This is a genomic window from Streptomyces niveiscabiei, assembly GCF_001419795.1.
GTDB classification, from domain to species: domain Bacteria; phylum Actinomycetota; class Actinomycetes; order Streptomycetales; family Streptomycetaceae; genus Streptomyces; species Streptomyces niveiscabiei.
In genome coordinates this window covers 1-3,764 of record NZ_LIRL01001094.1, presented here as the reverse complement: position 1 = coordinate 3,764, position 3,764 = coordinate 1, and the positions used below count along the sequence as shown (strand labels likewise).

Here is a 3,764-nt window from a genome sequence, read left to right as displayed (position 1 = left end):
GCGGTGGCGGTGGCGGTGGCGTGAGCGTTCACGGGAACGTTCACGGGAGTGGGGGCGTGCGCTGTGCCGGGTTTCCGTGAGCGTTCCCCGGAGCGGTGCCGGGAGCGTTCCCGTGAACGTTCTCGTGAGCGGTGCCGTGAAGGTTCCCGTGAACGCTCCCGGGGCGCTGGCCGCTGCGCGCCAGGCCCCTGCCTCGGCCGCCGGGCGCGCTCTACGCTGGCCGCATGGACCCACTCGCAGGACTGCTGGAGGGCCCGCGTGCGCGGGGGGCCTTCCTCATCCGGGCCTGTTTCGATCCGCCGTGGAGTGTGCGGGTCGAGGACAGGGCGCCGCTCACCGTGATGCTCATGGTGCGCGGGGACGCGTGGGTCGTGCCGGACCAGGGGGAGCGGCTGCTGCTGCGCGCCGGGGATCTCGCGATCGTGCGGGGGCCCGGGCCGTACGTCTGCGCCGACGATCCCGGCACGCCCCCGCAGGCCCTCATCCTGCCGCGCGGCGTGTGCGCCCGCCCCGACGGGCAGCCCCTCAACGGGTCCATGGACCTCGGGGTCCGCAGCTGGGGGAACCGGCTCGACGGGGCCACGGTCGTCCTGATCGGCACGTATCTCATGCAGGGCGAGATCAGCAACCGGTTGCTGGACGTGTTGCCGCCGCTGCTCTCCCTCACCGCGCGGGAGTGGCCCAACCCCCTCACGCCGGTCCTCATGGACGAGATCGTCCGCGACGAACCCGGCCAGGAGGTCGTCCTCGACCGGCTCCTCGACCTGATCGTCATCAGCGCCCTGCGCACCTGGTTCTCCCGGCCCGAGGCCGAGGCGCCCACCTGGTACAAGGCCCTCGCCGACCCCGTCGTCGGCCGCGCCCTGCGCCTCCTCCAGGACGACCCGGCCCACCCTTGGACCCTCACGGCCCTCGCGACCAAGGCGGGCGTGTCCCGCGCGGGGCTGGCACGCCGGTTCACGGAACTCGTGGGGGAGCCGCCGATGACGTACCTCACGCACTGGCGCCTCGCCCTCGCCGCCGACCTCCTGCGCGACACCGGCGACACCATCGCCTCGATCGCCCGCAAGGTCGGGTACGGGAGCGCGTTCACGCTGTCCAGCGCGTTCAAGCGGGTGTACGGGGTGAGTCCGCAGGAGCATCGGGGGAGGGCGTAGCGTTGGGGGCGTGTACCAGGAACGCCCGTCCCTTCTGGCCGGCGCGGTGGTGTGGACGAACACGCCATCGGGGGCGGGGGTGTTGGGTGCGGGTGCGGTGTTGCCCGATGGCTGTATGGACCTGTTGTGGACGGAGGGGCGGCTCCTCGTCGCCGGTCCGGATACGCACGCGTACGTCCCTGGAGGGCCGAGCGCTGTGTGGGCGGGTGTCCGCTTCTATCCCGGCACCGCGCCCGCCCTGTTGGGGGTCCCCGCGCATGAACTCCGGGACCGGCGCGTCGAGTTGGCGGATCTGTGGCCGGCGTCGGAGGTGCGGAGGCTGGCCGCGCGGGTCGCGTCGGCGCCGGACCCGGCGACGGGGTTGGAGGAACTGGCCCTGGAACGCGCCGCGCCTCCCGACGAGTTGCTGTCACATCTGGTCAAGGCCCTCGACGCGGGCCGCCCGGTCGCGGCGACGGCTGACGAACTCGGCATCGGAGCACGCCAGTTGCATCGCCGCGCGCTGTGGGCTTTCGGGTACGGCCCCAAGACGCTGGCCCGAATCCTGCGGCTGCAAAGGGCGTTGGGGTTGCTGCGGGGCGGGGTGCCCCCGGCGGAGACGGCGGCGCGGGCGGGGTACGCGGATCAGGCGCACCTGTCGCGCGAGGTACGGGAGTTGACGGGGGCGACTCCGACGCGCCTGATGATGCGAGCGGCGGATGAACGACGCCCTTAGGGGGCGGGGCTGTATCGATGTGCGGCCACCGCCGTGTGAGCGCGACCGGCGACGAGGCAGCCGCACCCGCCCGGCAACCTCGATCGGCGCCCCGTATCCGTACCGAGCATGCGGTGCGCCGTACCGCGCACGGCCCTCAGCTCAACGGCGCGAACAGATCCACCCCGTTGCCGTCCGGGTCGTGCACCACCGCGTACCGCTGCCCCCACACCGCGTCCCACGGCTTCATCTCCCCGTGATGCCCAGCGGCGATCAACTCCTCGTACACGGCGTCGACTTCACCGGGCCCGTCGCACAGCAGCGCCAGTGACGCCCGCCCACCCGGGCCCGGCGTCTCGAAGGTGGGGGAGAAGGAGCGCACCATCTCCTCCGTGTCGAGCATGAGCCGCAGCCCGCCGGGCAGCGCGGCCTCGGTGTGCCCCTCCCGCTCGGCCCCTTCGGGGAAGACGAACCCGAGGCGGCGGTAGAAGGCGACGGACGCGGACATGTCGTGGACGAGGAGGCCGATGGCGTCGAATCGTGGAGTCATGGGGACACCGTAGGCGCGCGGGAAGACGCCGGTCTTGAAGAAAACGGACGTCCTCCGGAAACCGTTTGCACAACGTCCGCCCCTGCCGCGAGGGTGTCCCGATGACCTCCCCGCGCCTCGACCTCCTCCGCTGGCAGACCGATCTGACCTGGTCCCTCTTCACGTACCACCTGGACCTCCTGCGACCGGACGACCACCTCTGGGAACCGGCGGACACCTGCTGGACGCTCCACCCGGACGGGGCGGGCGGCTGGACGCCGGACTGGGCGGAGACCGAACCCGACCCGGTGCCGGTCCCGACGGTCGCGTGGGTGAGCTGGCACCTCGGCTGGTGGCTGGGCACGACGACGGACCACGCGCTGGGCCGAACTCCCCGGAAAAGGGAGGACGTTGCGTGGCCGGGCCCGGGCGGACCGGCGGTCGCCTGGCTGCGCGGGCTGTACGAGGAGTGGACGGCGGCCGTGGCGACCCTCACGGACGCCGACCTCGACCGCCCCTCCGCGTACCCCTGGCCGGAGGGCGCGGGCCTCACTCTGGCCCACCAGCTCGCCTGGGTGAACGCCGAGTTGATGAAGAACGTCGCGGAGATCGGCCAACTCCGCCTGATCCGCGCGGTCAGTCGAACGTGACGGTCCCGTTGGGCGTGTCCAGCGTGAACGACATGCCCAACGGCCCCTCGGAGACGGGGAGTTCGACGTCGAGCGCGGCGAGGGAGGAGCGCACCGCAGACGGGTCGGGAGCCGTCGCCGACAGCGACACCAGCGGCGTGACCGGCAGCCCCGACGCGGTCGGATGCGGAGAGGACCCCCAGTCGATGAGGAACGGCACGAGCCCGGAGGACCCGTCCGTCAGCCGCCATTCGAGCAGCGCCCCGTCAGGACGGCGCCGGCTCATCGCCCGCACCTCGCCGGGGTCGTACCCGCGCGCCCGCGCGGCCGTCACCGCGAGGTCGATGTCCGGCGGGGCGATCGCCCACGTCAGCGTGGTGGGCCGGGACAGCCGATCCACCCCGAACGGCCGCGCCCCCCGATGCGCGGACTGCTCCGGATCGGGCCCGATGATCTCCAGATACGCCCCACCCCCCAGCCCCACGAGATGATTACGCGTACCGAGCCCGACATGCACCCCACCCGGCGCCGGCACGACCCCCGTCCGCCGGGCGAAGTCATCGACGGTAGCGGCCAGTTCGGGCGTCGCGAGCACGAGATGGTCGAGCCGTGCGGGAATCGTGTTCATCCCGCACGAGCCTACGCGCAACCCCTTCACAACAGGACCCACGAAACGGAACGGGCTTGGGCCCGAATCAGCGGCCCGGACCGGACGGGAAGCCGCCTTCACCGTTGCCTGCCCGCCTGCCCGCCTG

Annotated in this window: 5 protein-coding genes; 3 read left to right on the top strand and 2 right to left on the bottom strand. The window is 72.7% G+C overall.

Annotated elements, in window-relative coordinates; genetic code table 11:
* Positions 1-224 precede the first annotated feature (224 nt).
* Both AOK24_RS40370 and AOK24_RS40365 read left to right on the top strand, forming a co-directional pair.
* Positions 225-1,157 carry an AraC family transcriptional regulator gene (locus tag AOK24_RS40370; RefSeq protein WP_055724884.1) on the top strand — a complete coding sequence of 311 codons (933 nt, stop codon included), beginning with the start codon at positions 225-227 and terminating at the stop codon, positions 1,155-1,157.
* Positions 1,158-1,167: 10 nt separating this feature from the next.
* A complete protein-coding gene (locus tag AOK24_RS40365; RefSeq protein WP_055724883.1) occupies positions 1,168-1,872 on the top strand; it encodes a helix-turn-helix domain-containing protein in 705 nt (234 codons plus the stop codon).
* Between the two features lie 136 nt (positions 1,873-2,008).
* Here AOK24_RS40365 and AOK24_RS40360 read toward each other — a convergent pair whose 3' ends face one another.
* Entirely contained in the window at positions 2,009-2,401 is a 393-nt protein-coding gene (locus AOK24_RS40360) for a VOC family protein (protein ID WP_055724882.1), read from the bottom strand.
* A gap of 101 nt (positions 2,402-2,502) precedes the next feature.
* Between AOK24_RS40360 and AOK24_RS40355 the strand changes: the two genes are divergently transcribed.
* Entirely contained in the window at positions 2,503-3,030 is a 528-nt protein-coding gene (locus AOK24_RS40355) for a DinB family protein (RefSeq protein WP_055724885.1), read from the top strand.
* Here the strand turns inward: AOK24_RS40355 and AOK24_RS40350 are convergent.
* Positions 3,017-3,637: a VOC family protein gene (locus AOK24_RS40350; protein ID WP_055724881.1), complete on the bottom strand. Its 621-nt coding sequence runs from the start codon at positions 3,635-3,637 to the stop codon at positions 3,017-3,019. The genes AOK24_RS40355 and AOK24_RS40350 overlap by 14 nt on opposite strands.
* Positions 3,638-3,764 lie beyond the last annotated feature (127 nt).

What these genes read in the sequence shown, in the direction of transcription:
- AOK24_RS40370 (WP_055724884.1), top strand. Translation starts at nt 225, where the DNA reads ATGGACCCACTCGCAGGACTGCTGGAGGGCCCGCGTGCGCGGGGGGCC.
- AOK24_RS40360 (WP_055724882.1), bottom strand. Translation starts at nt 2,401, where the DNA reads ATGACTCCACGATTCGACGCCATCGGCCTCCTCGTCCACGACATGTCC.
- AOK24_RS40355 (WP_055724885.1), top strand. Translation starts at nt 2,503, where the DNA reads ATGACCTCCCCGCGCCTCGACCTCCTCCGCTGGCAGACCGATCTGACC.
- AOK24_RS40350 (WP_055724881.1), bottom strand. Translation starts at nt 3,637, where the DNA reads ATGAACACGATTCCCGCACGGCTCGACCATCTCGTGCTCGCGACGCCC.